The following is a 14,367-nucleotide window of genomic DNA, read 5'->3' on the forward strand; positions in this document are numbered from 1 at the left end:
AATAATAGAGGTAGGGTTGAATTTAGCCAGTATAGATTGACAAGTCAACAAATTATGCGCACAGTGACAGCACCTATGGTACTTAAATTATTCACTTTGAAAACATGCATCATGTTCATTCTGTTAACAATTAATGTCTCGTGTCAGAGCGAGGTTGATCAGAATGAAGGAACACAAGTTGAAGTTTCCGACTGGAAACCTCCGTGTGATTTGAACTCTCTATGTGGCCGAAAAGAAATTTTAAGTTCTTTAAATGGGCCAATAGAGTATCGTCAATCACTTGTAAGTATTCTAAATCGTTCAAAAGACGAGTTTCAAAAATACCAGGCACACTACGCAGATGATATCTTCTACATTTGTGGCAAGTTAATTTCGGTAGGCGGCTGTTCGTATCTTTCACTAAAAGAAGAGGATATGAATTCGACTCAAATTGAGCTCTACCTAAGTGCAATGGCCAATTGTCATCACTATAAGTGCTATGATTACTTTCAAAACCTAAGGGCCGACTTTCTTAAATTGGCCAATGCCTCCCAGTCTGATAAGGCCAAGAAGTCTTTCTATTTAATGGCCATTAAGCTTCCTAGGCCATGGTTTGAAAAATCTGGCGACTTAAGAATGTATATTCATTTACTTGAAAAGAATGAAAAGAGCATTGCCTATAAAGACCTTGGGGCCTTAATTAGCGCAATTCCTAACCATGAGGACTTAAAGGACTTTGTGGCAAAAAACTTCTTTAAAATTGATTCACATAAGTCAGGAGTCGCAGTTTATCTTGCACGCTACCTAGAGGGTTGGCATGATCGCAATTACAAAAGATTTCTAGTGAAAGATGTGAAGGTAGAAGATATCAATGCATTTATTCTTAGCATGCCGATTGGTTGTCCAAAACTTGAGACAATTTTAGCTTTTAAGGATCACTTCTCGAAGGACAATGAGAGGGTATTAAAAGATATTCTTAAGCAAGACGAGCTTAATACCTATTTTAAGGATTTAAAGCTTAAAGAGAATGAAGGCTCTAAGTGCCTTTCTTCATTGCCGCCTGCTTCCTAAGCTCTTCGCCACGTGCCTCTGAATTAATTGAAAGAACGAGATCTTCTTCAACTTCCTTATCCATATTCATAAAGGCGATTCCAATACCCATTGGCGTCTCTTCATTATTTTCAATAGGCCATGTTGCTGCAATTTTAACTTGTGGAATTTCAAATCTCTTTGAAGCAAGTCTTACGGTTGCATTGTCAAAGATTAATTCTTTCTTGAATTTATCAGCGAAATCTTTTGGACAATTAAAGCTAATTCCACCGGCAGAGATATCGTTGCAATCAAAGACATCTTCTTCGATTTTAATCTGAATAGGGATGTAAGCATTCGCATGCAAACGATAGTTAGATCTTTGCTGACTCTTATAAACTGGACGGTCAACTTTGAGCTTATAGACTTCTTCTGCTGGAAGAAAGCTTAAGAATGAACTTGAAAATAAAATAACTGACTTAAACTTAATTTTTAGAAGAACCTCGCTATCCTTGTTCTTTGAACCGGCCAGCTTGGCAATGAGACTTGCGTCAAAGTCGAGAGTGAATTCGAGTTCACTTTCATCAAAAGATTTGATTTTGAAGCTTTCTACTTTGTCTTTTTCTTGTCCTTTGCGCCAGATTTCAATGATTAATCCATCGCTTAGGGCCCTTTTTAGAAAACTTATCTTCTCTTCAAAGGGAATTTCTGAGAAATAAAATTTCTTATTCGCATCCATCAAGTTCTCACTTTAATAATATCTAAATTAATTTAAGTGTTTAATATTAAATATATTCTAATCAAAGTTTTCATTCAGTTCAAATTGTGGCAAATTCTACAAATAAATACTCAAAATTATAGGAAATAACGAGGTATATATGAAAAGCGAAACTCCTGTGGTCAAGTATTTGGCGGACTATAAAGCGCCAACTCACAAAATCGAAACTGTGGAACTAGAATTTCACTTAGACGATACAAAAACTCAAGTATATTCAAAGATGGAAGTTGTGCCAGTAAATGGTCAAACTCTTGAACTTAATGGTGAAGAATTAATTCTGAAGTCAGTTAAAGTTAACGGTGAAGAATTTAAAAACTTCAACGAAGAAAAAGAGATTCTAACTCTTTCAGCTCTTCCAACAGAAAAGTTTACTTTAGAAATTCACAATGAAATTAATCCAAAGGCCAACACTGCACTTGATGGTTTATATAAATCAGGTGGAATGTTTTGTACGCAAAACGAGCCAGAAGGTTTTAGAAGAATTACTTACTTTATCGATCGTCCAGATAACCTAAGTATTTTTACAACGAAGATCGTAGCAGATAAGAAAGACTATCCATTCCTTCTTTCTAACGGGAACTTAATTGAAAAAGGTGATCTTGATGGTGGAAAGCATTTTGCGATTTGGAATGATCCATTTGCAAAACCTGCATACCTCTATGCACTAGTGGCAGGGGATCTTGCACTAATCGAAGATACATTCAAAACAAAATCAGGTCGCGATGTTAAGCTTCAGGTATTTGTTGATAAAGGGAATGAAGATAAGTCTCACCACGCAATGGAATCTCTTAAGAAATCAATGAAGTGGGACGAAGACAGATTTAGACTTGAGTACGATCTTGATATCTACATGATCGTAGCAGTTGACTCATTCAATATGGGGGCAATGGAAAACAAAGGTTTAAATATCTTTAACTCTGCTTACGTTCTTGCTTCTAAAGAGACAGCAGAAGATCATAACTTCTTTGGTATTGAATCAGTTGTAGGACACGAGTACTTCCACAACTGGACAGGAAACCGTGTTACTTGTCGTGACTGGTTCCAACTTACTCTTAAAGAAGGTCTTACAGTATTTAGAGATCAAGAATTCTCTGCGGACTTAAATTCGAGATCAGTATGTCGTATTAATGACGTTATTAATCTTAGAGCAGCTCAGTTTCCAGAAGATGCAGGGCCTCAATCACACCCAATTCAGCCAAAGTCATATATTGAAATGAATAACTTCTATACAATGACAATTTATGAAAAAGGTTCTGAAGTTATTCGTATGTATCACACACTACTTGGTGAAGAAGGTTTCCAACGTGGTATGGATAAGTACTTTGAGCTTTATGATGGTCAGGCCGTAACAACAGCAGACTTCACAAATGCAATGAGTGTTGCAAACGATAACTACGACTTCTCACAATTTAGAAGATGGTATGACCAAGCAGGAACTCCAGTTCTTGATGTAACAACTAATTACGATGAAGAGGCAAAAGAGTTTACTCTAACGGTAAATCAATCAACACCTGCAACTCCTGGACAGCCAACAAAAGAGCCATTCCATATGCCATTTGTTATTGGACTACTTGATAGCAAAGGTGCTGATATGAAGCTTGCTCTTAAGAATAGAGACGATCAAGCTGATCTTAATAGAGGACTTTTACATATCAAAGCTGATACAGAAGTTTTTGTTTTTGAAGGTGTTTCTGAGAGACCTGTTGCTTCACTAAATAGAAACTTTAGTGCTCCAGTTGTTCTACGTTCAGATCTAACTGACAATGATTTCATTTTCTTAATGGCAAATGATAATGATGATTTTAATCGCTACGAAGCTGGACAAGCTCTAGCTCTTAAAAATATCCACGCTCTTCTTAAAGATGAGAATTTCCAAGTTGATGAGAAATTTATTCAAGCTTGGGGAGCGATCCTTAAAGATCAAAATATTGATGAAGAATTTAAGGCCGTATGTCTTGGGCTTCCATCGATGACAGATGTCGCTTCAACTATCGATATTCCAAATTACCGTGCAATTGATGAAGTAAAAGAGAAGCTATATAAACTTCTAGCAAGTACTTTTGAACAAGAGCTTGTTGCAATTTATAATGATCTAAGCACTGAAAGAGATTTCAAGGTTGATGCAAAGGCAATGGGTGAGAGAAGACTAAGAGGATTTACTCTTGGTTGTCTGGCAAAAATTGATGGGCATCAAGAACTTGCTCGCAAGTGTTTTGAAGCTGCGACAAATATGACAGATATGATGAACTCTCTATCAGTTATGGTTCATGAAATGCTTCCTGGTGCAGATGAGTCTCTAAAAGAATTCTACGCACGCTTTAAGGATCAAACTCTTGTTATGCAAAAGTGGCTAAGTGTTCAAGCAAGCTCATGTGATGATACAACTTTTGATCGTGTTGGGGAGCTTATGAAAGATGAAGTCTTTGATATGAATGTTCCTAATCTTGTGTCTTCACTAATTGGAACCTTTGCACGCAATAAAGTTCAGTTCAATCACGAGAGTGGACGTGGGCTTAAGTTCATCGCAGAAATGATTAGAAAGGTTGATGCAATTAATCCTCAGTCAGGATCAAGGCTTGCTGGTGCATTTAATGACTACCGTAAGATGCCAGCTGACTTAAAAGAAATTGCTCGTGTTGAACTAGAAGCAATCGTTAATGACGAGAAGACTTCTAAGAACGTTTTTGAAAAACTTTCTAAAACATTAAATTCATAAAATACGGAGACTGGCGTGAGTGACAATATTTTTACAGAAGAACTTGAATTAAATTATACAGAGGTTGCTCCGGAAATTGATTTTAAGGAATTTGAAAAGGTTGTTACTTCACGCCGTTCTGTTCGTGTCTTCGGTGATGAAGAAGTACCAGATGAAGTTGTCCAAAAGGCAATAGAACATGGTCTTCTTGCACCTAATTCTTCAAACCTTCAGCCCTGGGAATTTCATTGGGTAAAGTCTGAAGACAAAAGAAGTGCTCTCGCCAAAATGTGCTTTGGCCAAAATGGTGCAAAGACAGCAAAGCACTTAATCGTTTGTGTCGCAAAGACTGGAACTTGGAAGAAGAGTTGTGAGCGCATGCTTGCTTCACTTGAGGCCGCTTCAAAGAAAGATGGTATTGAAGTGCCTAAGGCCGTAAAGGCATATTACGGAAAAATCGCTCCGATGGCCTATGGTTATATGGGACCATTTGGAATTCTTTCTCCTCTTAAGTGGGCCTTCTATAATACTATTGGCCTATTTCAAGTGATCTTTCGTGAACCAATGTTTCCATCTCAGCTTAAGACTTGGGCCCATAAGACAACGGCCCTTGCTTGTGAAAATATAATGCTCTCTATTCGCGCTCAAGGTTATGACACTCTTCCAATGGAAGGCTTTGATGCTAAGAGAGTTAAAAAGCTCTTAGGACTTGGATGTAAGGATCACGTTACAATGATTCTTGGAGTTGGGAAGAGATCAGCTAAGGGTGTGTATGGCCCGCAATTTCGTTTTCCAAAAGAAGACTTTATTATTAAGCACTAAATTCACTAAGCAACCATGTAGCGTGGAATAAACGGAAAGTAGTACAAGCTTCTTCTTGTATGAAGTCGAATACGCGAGATTGAATCCGTTTGCTCTTGATTGTGCTTGATTTGATTTTCTTTTTGCCTATGTGTTTCATTACCGACATTGATCATAGATAAAGTTAGAGCAATGGTTAGAATTGAAAAATGTTTCATATACACATCCTTTGTATGTATTCATTCTATCTAGAGCGAATTTGAACGAGGTCAGGGCCTTGTAAACTTTTTGTTATTTATTCCTATAAAATTGGGATCAAATTTAAGGTTACCTCCGTATCGAGACATTTATTGCCACAAATGCCATTCTCAAGTTTGAAAATAAGAGTATCTCCATTAAATAATTCGACGGATAAATTTGGCGCTAGATTGGTATCAAGACTTGAGCTACAAGAATTAATGATATCTGTTGTTGAATGAATTAAGTTATAGATTAGTGATACTTGATTTATATTTTTAGAGTCACCCATATAGCAAAAGCGTATATTATCGATTTCAAGTTGTAGCCAGCCTTGGCCAGCATTTCCAACCGCTGCCGTAATCATTGCCGGAATGGTATAGGTGGCCTGTTCATCCACGAGATAGGAATCTTCAGTAATAGTATTTGTGTTGTAGTCGATTGAAGATGTCAAAATGATCTCTGGAGGATTTGAAGGCACTCCATTAGGTGGCGTGTTTGTCGACTGTACCGTAAGGAACTCAGGGGCGAGGGTCTTCTGATGACAAGAGGAGAAGACAAGCACGAATAGTGAAAGAATAGTCAACTTAAGCATAGTTGTATTTTAGTCGGATGAACCTTGTATTGTTTATAATTAATTCTTAAATTAATTTGCTAATGTAAGTTTTCATCATTTGCTCATAATTTGATTGTCACTTAAAATAGTTACTTAGAATCAATTACGAAAAGGATTTTCAAATGAAGTACTTACTAAGCTTACTCGTTGCTGCAAACTTATTTGCCATCACGCCACAGGATCTTTACGGGTGTTTTGAAACAATTGAACATAATCAGCAGTCGGTTCCTCATGGCCCAGATTACGAGAGAAATCTTTCAACTTATGAAGATTATAGCTTCTCTCGAACTTATAAGAATGTTGAGACAAATCGCGTAGAGCCAATAAATGTTTTCAACTTCTTTACTGGTGTGAGAGATGATGTTTACTACTCATATTCTCCAATTATTCTTTTTCAAGACCTAGGTGAATATAAGTGGGACGATAATTCTTTAAGCTATGAAATCGATGAAGATATTTATATGTACCGCTCTCAAAAAGAGATGTATGAGAAAGTTGATCATCGTCTAAAACTTTCAATTGAAAAAGTTGGAGTATACTTTGAGGGAAGTGTTGAGCTTAAATCTTATGCTCGACGTATCAATCGCTCTTTTACTTTCAAGCTTAAGAAAGTTTCTTGTCCTACATCGTACTAATATCGTAAATAGACTTAAATAAAAGGCCTACAAGAACAACATTAAATGCTGTTGTGACTGTGGCCTTATTTCCATTGATAACCTGACTTGATCCAAGATAATTTCCTAGAAGTCCCGCAGGTAGTGCAATAGCAACAACCTTCCACATGATGGCACCCTTTATTAGGAAAGTTATAAAGGCGGCAATATTGCTAACGTAATTCATAAAGGCCGCATGAGGTGAGGCCTCAAGAATATCAAAATGAAGAAAGAACATCATTGAGATAATAAGAAATGTTCCCGTTCCTGGCCCAAAGAAGCCATCGTATCCACCAATAATAAGTCCAATAAGAACGGAGCGAAAGAGGACTTGCATCTTTTCAAGAGGCGAGTGATCCATTAACTCTCTTTTCTTCTTTAGGTGATTCATAAAGAAGATGATTGGAATGATGAGAATAAGAATATAGACCATATGCTTTGATTCAAGAATAGTACTAAGCTGAGCGCCAATTAATGATGCACTAAATGTTGCGATCGTTGGTGGCAGGATAAATTTAAAATCGATCTTACCTCGCTTTACATAGCGAAAGATCGAAAGTGACTTAGAAATGCAAGAAACGCATTTATTTGTTCCAAGAAGTAGGTGAGCTGGAACTCCCGTTGCAATATATGTCGGGATCGTGATGAGTCCACCACCTCCGGCCATGGAGTCAATAAAACCTGCAAATGTTATGAGAGTAAAAATAGTGACAGCTTGAACTAATGTGAAATCTTCCATGAAGAGATTATCACTCTTTTTGAAATAGAAAGATAGTGGAGGATGAAATTTATTCGCTATGGTTTTTTAAGGTGTCTCTAAGAGCTGCCTCAAGAAAATTAAATGAGTACTCAAAGCCACAGGCCTTAGTCTCTTCACAAGATACTTTCTGACTTGCCAGCATGATTTGAGACATCTCACCAAAAATTGTTTTTGCTGCAAACTCAGGTAGTGGGATGAAAGTAGGGCGATGAAGGACTCTTCCCAGGGTTTGCGTGAAATCAATATTTTCAATTGGGTTAGGTGCTACACCATTGATGACTTGCTTTTCAGTATCGTGTTCAATGAGAAAGCGGTAGAGATCACAAAGGTCTCTTATGTGAATCCAACTCATATACTGATGTCCTGTTCCAATTCGTCCAGCAAGCCCAAGGTTAAAGGCCGGTAACATTTTTGCGAGAGCACCACCATCACTTGAGAGAACAATTCCGACACGAAGAATCTTCACATCAATATCTAAGTTTTGAATTCTAAGGGCACTTGACTCCCAGTGTTCACACACTTCTGCCAAGAAGTCTCCACTAATACTACTGTCACTTGTAAGCTCTTCATCGGAGCGATCACCGTAAATTCCAATGGCCGAAGTGCTGACAAATTTTTTCGGAAGAGGAAGACCTCTTGTTCCAAGCTCTTTCAATTTATCGTGGAGTAAGTTTGTTGCATTGATACGTGAGTTATAGATTTTATCTTTTTTCTCTTCACTCCAGCGAGAGTCTGCGATATTTTCTCCCGCGAGGTTAATAATAGCATCCACGCCCATCAGGGCGGCCATATCCATTTCGCCATTTTCCACATCCCACCTGAAGTACTTAACTTGCTCATTGCCTTGCTTGTTAGAAGTATCGCGAGTGAGAATGCGCACTTCCTCGTGGCCGTGTTCAAGCAAAGATTGTGTTAAATTTGTGCCAATAAAGCCTGAACCACCACTAATTAATACTTTCATGGTTTTAGTATATGGATGAATTGTGAAGAATTTATTAATGAAGTATGAGTAGGTACCACGAGTTTCGTGATACCCACTCTTTAGAATATTTTAATTAAAGATTGATCGACTTTCCGTCTGACTTTAGATCGCGACAAGCTTGTGCAATACGTTCAGTCATTGCGTTCTCAGCTTTCTTCATCCACGCTCTTGGATCGTATTGTTTCTTATTCCCAACTTCTCCCTCGATCTTAAGCATTTCATCATAGTGCTTGAACATGTGATCAACAACTGGGCGAGAGTAAGCATACTGAGTATCAGTATCGATATTCATTTTGATAACACCGTAGTTAAGTGTTTCATGAATTTCTGAAAGCTCACTTCCTGATCCACCGTGGAATACTAGCCAGTTTTCAGCATCTGCTCCAAGCTCAGCAGTAACTGCGGCCTGTCCGTCCTTAAGTACTTGTGGACGTAGCTTTACATTACCTGGCTTATAGACACCGTGAACATTTCCAAAAGTTGCAGCATACATGAACTTTCCAAGTGGACGAAGTGCCTTTGTTACTTCAACCATTTCTTCTGGAGTTGTATAAAGTTTGTCAGCTGGTGTATCTTCGTTATTAACACCATCTTCTTCACCACCAACAACACCTGTTTCAATTTCAAGAATGATTTCACTCTTAGCACATCTCTCTAAAAGCTTCTTACTCATTTCAATATTTTCTTTCGTAGGTAAAACTGAACCATCAAACATGTGAGAATGGAATAGGTTCGGCTGACCAGCGGCTCTTCTTTTTTCCGTTTCTTCAATGAGTGGAATTAAAAAGCTATCAACTTTTTCAGGATGACAGTGGTCAGTGTGTAGAGCAATAAGGACATCGTACTTGGCCGCAACGAGGTGAACGTGTTGAGCTAGAGAGATTGCACCTAAGACTTCATCTTTTAGGGCCTGACCTGAAGCAAATGAACCACCACCAGTTGAAACCTGGATAATTCCATCAGACTTCATATCAGCGAAGGCCTTAATGGCAGCATTTGCTGTAGAAGTAGAAGTTACGTTAATGGCCGGATAAGCGTATCCGCCTTTTTTCGCGCTATCTAACATATCGCAGTATTGTTCATAAGTAGCTATTGGCATCCAGTGCTCCTTTTAGTTATAGTAGGATTATTAGGTTCCAGCAGACTTTTACGTAAGCAAAGCATCATTCTTAGATACTGCACTGCTTACGTAAAAGTCTGCTGGAACCCTTAACATTATAGAGGTCAAAGATGTCACTTGCAAATAAGGAAACACAAAAATTATCACCAAAAGAACTTAGGGAAGTTTTAAAAACGGCTCGCGGTGATGGTGAGATTGATTTACTTATTAAGAATGTAAAGATTCTCGACCTTGTTAATGGGGAAGTTGTTGAGAGCTCAATTGCTATTTCTGGTAAAACAATTGCGGGAATTGGAAAAGAATACGATGACCAACCTGCTAAACGTATTTACGATGCACAGGGCGCAACTGCTGTACCGGGCTTCATCGACGGCCACTTACATGTTGAATCTTCAATGATGCATCCATTTGAATTTGAAAGACTAACTCTACCTCTTGGAACAACGACGGCCATTTGTGACCCGCATGAAATTACAAATGTTATGGGAGACCGTGGTTTTTCTTGGTTTCTAAGATGTAGTGAGCTTATGGATCAGAACCTCTTTGTTCAGGTGAGCTCTTGTATTCCTGCGCTACCTGGTTTTGAAACAAATGGTGGGCAATTTGATATTATCGATATGAAAAAATACAAAGAGCATCCACGTGTTCTTGGCCTTGCTGAAATGATGAATTTCCCAGGTGTCATTAATGGTGTCGAAGGTGTTCTTGAAAAGGTCGAAGAGTTTGCGGAGTTAAACCTTGATGGCCACTCACCAATGCTTCGTGGAAAACAACTGAATGCCTATATCGCAGCAGGAATTCAAAATTGTCACGAGACAATCTTTGCAGATGAAGCAAAAGAAAAGCTCCAGAAGGGAATGGGGCTAATCATTCGTGAAGGTTCAGTTGCTAAGAACTTAAAGACCCTTGCTCCTGTTGTTAATGAATTTAACTCTTGTCAGTGCCTCTTATGTACAGACGATAGAAATCCATATGAAATTTTCAACGAAGGTCATATTAATTATATGATAAGAAAAATGATCAATGAACTAGGGACTCCAGCTCACATTGCTTATAGACTTTCTAGCTTTTCTGCAGCGAAACACTTTGGCCTAAAGAAGTTGGGATTAATCGCTCCAGGTAAACAAGCTGATATCGTGCTTGTTGGGAAGCTTGAAGATGTTGATGTGAAAGAAGTTTTCAAGAAAGGAAGACTTGTAAGTGAATTAGACCTTCCTTCTAAAGTGGAGGCAAAACTAGATGAGTCTCAGCCTCCAAAAGAAAATACAATTAAAAGAAACTTCTTAGCACCAACTGATTTTAATTATGATCTGACTGCTGGGACGTATAATGTGATGGAAATTGTAAAAGATGAAATCATCACAAATCACCTTAAAGTAAAATTTGATGGTGAAGATTTTGAACAGGACGATATTTCATATATCACTGTTATTGAAAGATACGGACAAAATCGCAAACCAAGCCTTGGACTTGTTAAAGGGATGGGCCTTACTCGTGGAGCGATTGCTTCGAGTGTTGCTCACGATTCTCACAATATTGTTGTCATCGGTAAAGCTCCGCAGGACATCGCTACAGCTGCAAATGAAATCATTGAGAATGCTGGTGGTTTCTGTGTTGTGGATAGAGGGAGAGTAACTGCGTCTTTATCTCTGCCAATTGCAGGGCTTCTAAGCTTAGAGTCTGCTGAAACAATTAATGAGGGAATCATTCAGTTAAAAGCTGCTTGTAAAGAAATTGAAGTGGCCGTAAGTGAACCTTTCATTCAAATGGCATTCTTAGCTCTTCCTGTAATTCCTACTCTTAAGATTACGGATATGGGACTTGTGGATGTTACAAAATTTGAATTTATCGATCTAAAATGTGAAGAAGCTTAGTCAAATTATTGAAGCTATACCTGGGTGGCTATTTCTCACAATTTTCGTTGGAGTTGTGGCCGCCTTTCTTGATCCAATTATGGTGCTTTTACAAAAAAGAGTCGCTCAAGTTGAACGGGATAAGATAAGAGGTGAGGCCCATACTCTATGTTTTCGTGACGATTTTTCACGTGGGCGTCAACTTCAGGCCTGTCTCGATGGTAGAAAACTGGCGAAGACAGACAATAAAAAACAGCTAGAATTAAAATATTTAGAGAGGCTTTGTGCCATTGAAGACGCCTCATCTTGCTATGAGTTAAGTCAAGTCAATGCACAACTCTTGTCACCTTACGAGTATAAAAGCCTTTTAAATAAGGCCTGCAGGCAAGGTCGCGGTGGTAATATGCTGGCCTGTGGAAAGCTTGGAGAATTGATTAAATCTGATTCTCCTGCACTTTCAATAAAATACCAAGAATACGCTTGCGCGAGTGGTCATAAAAAGTATTGTCTTTAGTTACGACAGCGCCACTATTTCTTTCCAATTCCGTTAAATTATGGTTAAATTCCGTTTCACTTAAGATTTATAACTAGATGAAAATACGAGGTTGATAATGGCAACTGTTCTTAAGCCTAAGAAAAAGTACACTTGGAAAAACACAGATAAAGCAACACTTAAGCAGTGGTATGAACTACTGACACTTGGACGTATGTTAGATGATCGTGCGCCAAACTATCTTAAACAAGCTATCGGTTGGTCTTACCACGCTCCATATGCTGGACACGATGGTATCCAACTAGCAATTGGTCAAACTTTCGAACTTGGAAAAGACCACTTATTCCCATACTACCGTGATATGTTAACGGCATTCTCAGCGGGACTTTCTGCAGAAGAGATCCTTCTAAATGGTATTTCTAAAGCAACTGACCTTGCTTCAGGTGGACGTCACATGTCTAACCACTTTGCAAAGCCAGAGTGGAATATTCATAACGTATCTTCTTGTACAGGTAACCACACGCTACACGCTGTAGGGACTGCAAGAGCATTTAATCGTTATAAGCACGATGGTGTTGTTTATTCTTCACAAGGTGAGTCTTCTGTTTCTGAAGGTTACTGTTATGAAGCGATCAACGGTGCTTCTCGTGAGAAACTTCCAGTTGTCTTCGTATTCCAAGATAATGGTTACGGTATTTCTGTTCCTAAATGTGATCAAACAGCTAACGAGTACGTTGCTGATAACTTCACAGGTTTCCTAAACCTTCACATTATTCACTGTGATGGAAAAGATATCTTTGATTCAATGAACGCTATGGCGACAGCTAGAGAGATTGCGGCAACTCAACAAGAGCCAGTAATCGTTCACGCTCGTTGTGTACGTATTCACTCTCACTCTAACTCTGATAAGCACGAGCTTTACCGTTCAGAAGAAGAAAGAGCAGAAGCGGCAGCACAAGATCCATTAGTAGCGTTTAGAAAAGAGCTAGTAACTAATAAAATCTTTACTGAAGCTGAGCTTGATGAGATGGATGCAATTGCAAAAGCTGAGCTACTTGAAGCTCATAAGAAAGCAATGAAAGCACCAAACCCAACTCCAGAGTCTATCTTTGACTTTGTACTTCCTGAGCCACATAAGCCAGAAAAATATGTTGATGGTACTCATAACGAGTCTGGTGAAGAGACGAAGTTCATTGATGCAATCAACGGACAACTAAAGAAAGAATTCAGACATAACCCAAATACTTTCATTTGGGGACAAGATATGGCCAACAAAGATAAGGGTGGTATCTTCAACGTATCTAAAGGGATGCAACAAGAGTTCGGTAAGGAGCGTGTATTTAACGGTCCAATCGCTGAAGACTATATCCTTGGTACAGCAAATGGTTTCTCACGTTTCAACAAAGACATTAGAGTTGTTGTTGAAGGTGCAGAATTCGCTGATTACTTCTGGCCAGCAATGGAACAATACGTAGAGTGTTCACATGACTACTGGAGATCAAATGGTGCATTCGCTCCAAATATTCTAATCAGACTTGCTTCTGGTGGATATATTGGTGGGGGACTTTACCACTCTCAAAACCTTGAAGGTAACCTAGCAGGTATCCCTGGTGTACGTATTGTATGCCCAGCTTTCGCTGACGATGCTGCTGGTCTTCTAAGAACTGCAATGAGAAGTGAAGGGCCAACTCTATACTTAGAGCCAAAATCTCTATACAACGCTAAACAAGCAATGACTGTTGTACCAGAGGACTTTGAAGTTCCTTTCGGTAAATGTCGTGTAAGACGTGAAGGGACTGATCTTTCAATTATTACTTACGGAAACACAGTTCACCACTCACTTGAAGCAGCAGAAAAGCTTTCTGCTCAAGGTTACAGTGTTGAAGTTGTTGACCTTAGATCAATTGCTCCTCTAGATGAAGAAGGTGTTCTTGCTTCAATCAAGAAGACAAATAGAGCACTAGTTGTTCACGAAGATAAGGTATTTGGTGGATTCGGTGGTGAAGTAGCTGCCATGATCAATGATAAAGGATTTGAGCTTCTTGATGCTCCAGTTCAACGTGTTGGTTCGACTTTCACACCTGTTGGTTTCAACAGAATCCTTGAAAAAGCTGTTCTTCCTAACACTGACCGTGTTGTAGAAGCTGCTCTTAAAGTTCTTAATTACTAAGCATCCGCGAAATTGTTTGCCCAAAGGCAAACTATGGTTCGCGGTGCTAGGCCACTTTGAAATGAAATGAAATAATATATTCAACAAGCCGGGTTCAAGCCCGGCTTTGTTGTCTCAAGGCTATCCGCGAAATTGTTTGCCCAAAGGCAAACTATGGTTCGCGGTGCTAGGCCACTTTGAAATGAAATGAAATAATATATT

General features: G+C 38.8%; 13 protein-coding genes. 7 read left to right on the plus strand and 6 right to left on the minus strand.

Going from position 1 to position 14,367, the window contains the following annotated elements:
• Window positions 1-96: 96 nt before the first annotated feature.
• A complete protein-coding gene (locus ABMA78_RS11430) occupies window positions 97-1,050 on the plus strand; it encodes a hypothetical protein (protein WP_392860161.1) in 954 nt (317 codons plus the stop codon).
• Here the strand turns inward: ABMA78_RS11430 and ABMA78_RS11435 are convergent.
• Entirely contained in the window at window positions 1,016-1,747 is a 732-nt protein-coding gene (locus ABMA78_RS11435) for a PilZ domain-containing protein (protein WP_392860162.1), read from the minus strand. The genes ABMA78_RS11430 and ABMA78_RS11435 overlap by 35 nt on opposite strands.
• A 139-nt stretch (window positions 1,748-1,886) precedes the next feature.
• Here ABMA78_RS11435 and pepN point away from each other — a divergent pair, with 139 nt between their 5' ends.
• A complete protein-coding gene (gene pepN / locus ABMA78_RS11440) occupies window positions 1,887-4,502 on the plus strand; it encodes an aminopeptidase N (RefSeq protein WP_392860164.1) in 2,616 nt (871 codons plus the stop codon).
• Between the two features lie 15 nt (window positions 4,503-4,517).
• On the plus strand, window positions 4,518-5,303 hold the full coding sequence (locus ABMA78_RS11445) for a nitroreductase family protein (protein WP_392860165.1): 786 nt from the start codon (window positions 4,518-4,520) through the stop codon (window positions 5,301-5,303).
• Between the two features lie 5 nt (window positions 5,304-5,308).
• Here ABMA78_RS11445 and ABMA78_RS11450 read toward each other — a convergent pair whose 3' ends face one another.
• Window positions 5,309-5,500, minus strand: coding sequence for a hypothetical protein (locus ABMA78_RS11450; RefSeq protein ID WP_392860167.1), 192 nt, complete (start codon window positions 5,498-5,500; stop codon window positions 5,309-5,311).
• 83 nt (window positions 5,501-5,583) lie between these two features.
• The gene (locus ABMA78_RS11455; protein WP_392860168.1) at window positions 5,584-6,114 is read right to left on the minus strand and encodes a hypothetical protein; all 531 of its coding nucleotides are present in this window, start codon (window positions 6,112-6,114) and stop codon (window positions 5,584-5,586) included.
• Window positions 6,115-6,257: 143 nt separating this feature from the next.
• On the opposite strand from ABMA78_RS11455, the gene ABMA78_RS11460 reads away from it, so the two are divergent.
• Complete coding sequence (locus tag ABMA78_RS11460) at window positions 6,258-6,770, plus strand: hypothetical protein (protein WP_392860170.1); 513 nt, start codon at window positions 6,258-6,260, stop codon at window positions 6,768-6,770.
• Here the strand turns inward: ABMA78_RS11460 and ABMA78_RS11465 are convergent.
• The 3 genes from ABMA78_RS11465 to fbaA all read right to left on the minus strand — a co-directional run bounded on the left by ABMA78_RS11465 (window position 6,757) and on the right by fbaA (window position 9,629).
• Entirely contained in the window at window positions 6,757-7,527 is a 771-nt protein-coding gene (locus ABMA78_RS11465) for a sulfite exporter TauE/SafE family protein (RefSeq protein ID WP_392860172.1), read from the minus strand. The two genes, ABMA78_RS11460 and ABMA78_RS11465, sit on opposite strands and share 14 nt — an antisense overlap.
• Before the next feature lie 49 nt (window positions 7,528-7,576).
• Complete coding sequence (locus tag ABMA78_RS11470) at window positions 7,577-8,509, minus strand: TIGR01777 family oxidoreductase (RefSeq protein ID WP_392860174.1); 933 nt, start codon at window positions 8,507-8,509, stop codon at window positions 7,577-7,579.
• 94 nt (window positions 8,510-8,603) lie between these two features.
• The gene (gene fbaA / locus ABMA78_RS11475; protein ID WP_392860175.1) at window positions 8,604-9,629 is read right to left on the minus strand and encodes a class II fructose-bisphosphate aldolase; all 1,026 of its coding nucleotides are present in this window, start codon (window positions 9,627-9,629) and stop codon (window positions 8,604-8,606) included.
• A gap of 131 nt (window positions 9,630-9,760) precedes the next feature.
• Here fbaA and adeD point away from each other — a divergent pair, with 131 nt between their 5' ends.
• The 3 genes from adeD to ABMA78_RS11490 all read left to right on the plus strand — a co-directional run bounded on the left by adeD (window position 9,761) and on the right by ABMA78_RS11490 (window position 14,166).
• Window positions 9,761-11,524 (plus strand): adenine deaminase, encoded by a 1,764-nt coding sequence (gene adeD, locus ABMA78_RS11480; RefSeq protein ID WP_392860176.1) that lies wholly within the window; start codon window positions 9,761-9,763, stop codon window positions 11,522-11,524.
• Window positions 11,511-12,017 carry a hypothetical protein gene (locus tag ABMA78_RS11485; RefSeq protein WP_392860178.1) on the plus strand — a complete coding sequence of 169 codons (507 nt, stop codon included), beginning with the start codon at window positions 11,511-11,513 and terminating at the stop codon, window positions 12,015-12,017. The genes adeD and ABMA78_RS11485 overlap by 14 nt, the downstream gene beginning before the upstream one ends.
• Window positions 12,018-12,114: 97 nt before the next feature.
• Window positions 12,115-14,166: a thiamine pyrophosphate-dependent enzyme gene (locus tag ABMA78_RS11490; RefSeq protein ID WP_392860179.1), complete on the plus strand. Its 2,052-nt coding sequence runs from the start codon at window positions 12,115-12,117 to the stop codon at window positions 14,164-14,166.
• The last annotated feature ends 201 nt before the right edge of the window (window positions 14,167-14,367 follow it).

Source organism: Halobacteriovorax sp. RZ-2 (genome assembly GCF_043196685.1).
Lineage (GTDB): Bacteria > Bdellovibrionota > Bacteriovoracia > Bacteriovoracales > Bacteriovoracaceae > Halobacteriovorax_A.